Raw genomic sequence first — 242 nt, 5'->3', positions numbered from 1 at the left:
GCGATCAGAAAGTGAGTAATTCTTCAGAACCGTTATTTGAGTATTTAAGCTTTGTGGAAATTCTCAAACGCATTAATTTGCTAGAACCTTCATTTAATAACGCCAAAGATAGGGCCGGAGAAACCGTACCCAGTGAATTAAAAGCACTTTTAACCAACGTTATTGATGAACTTGCACAGGAGCAGCTACTTTGACAATAACCGCCGTACTTATTCTAAAATAAGCCTCCAATGAATATGACG

At 38.0% G+C, this 242-nt stretch carries 1 pseudogene; it reads left to right on the top strand.

Going from position 1 to position 242, the window contains the following annotated elements:
* Positions 1 to 194 (top strand): annotated as a pseudogene (locus tag CWB77_RS18105) (exonuclease sbcCD subunit D); the annotation flags it as partial.
* Between the last annotated feature and the right edge of the window lie 48 nt (positions 195 to 242).

The sequence above is a fragment of the Pseudoalteromonas sp. S1610 genome, from assembly GCF_005887465.1.
GTDB lineage: Bacteria > Pseudomonadota > Gammaproteobacteria > Enterobacterales > Alteromonadaceae > Pseudoalteromonas > Pseudoalteromonas undina.
Note: the sequence above shows the minus strand (reverse complement) of the source record. Positions and strands in the feature narration are given on the sequence as shown.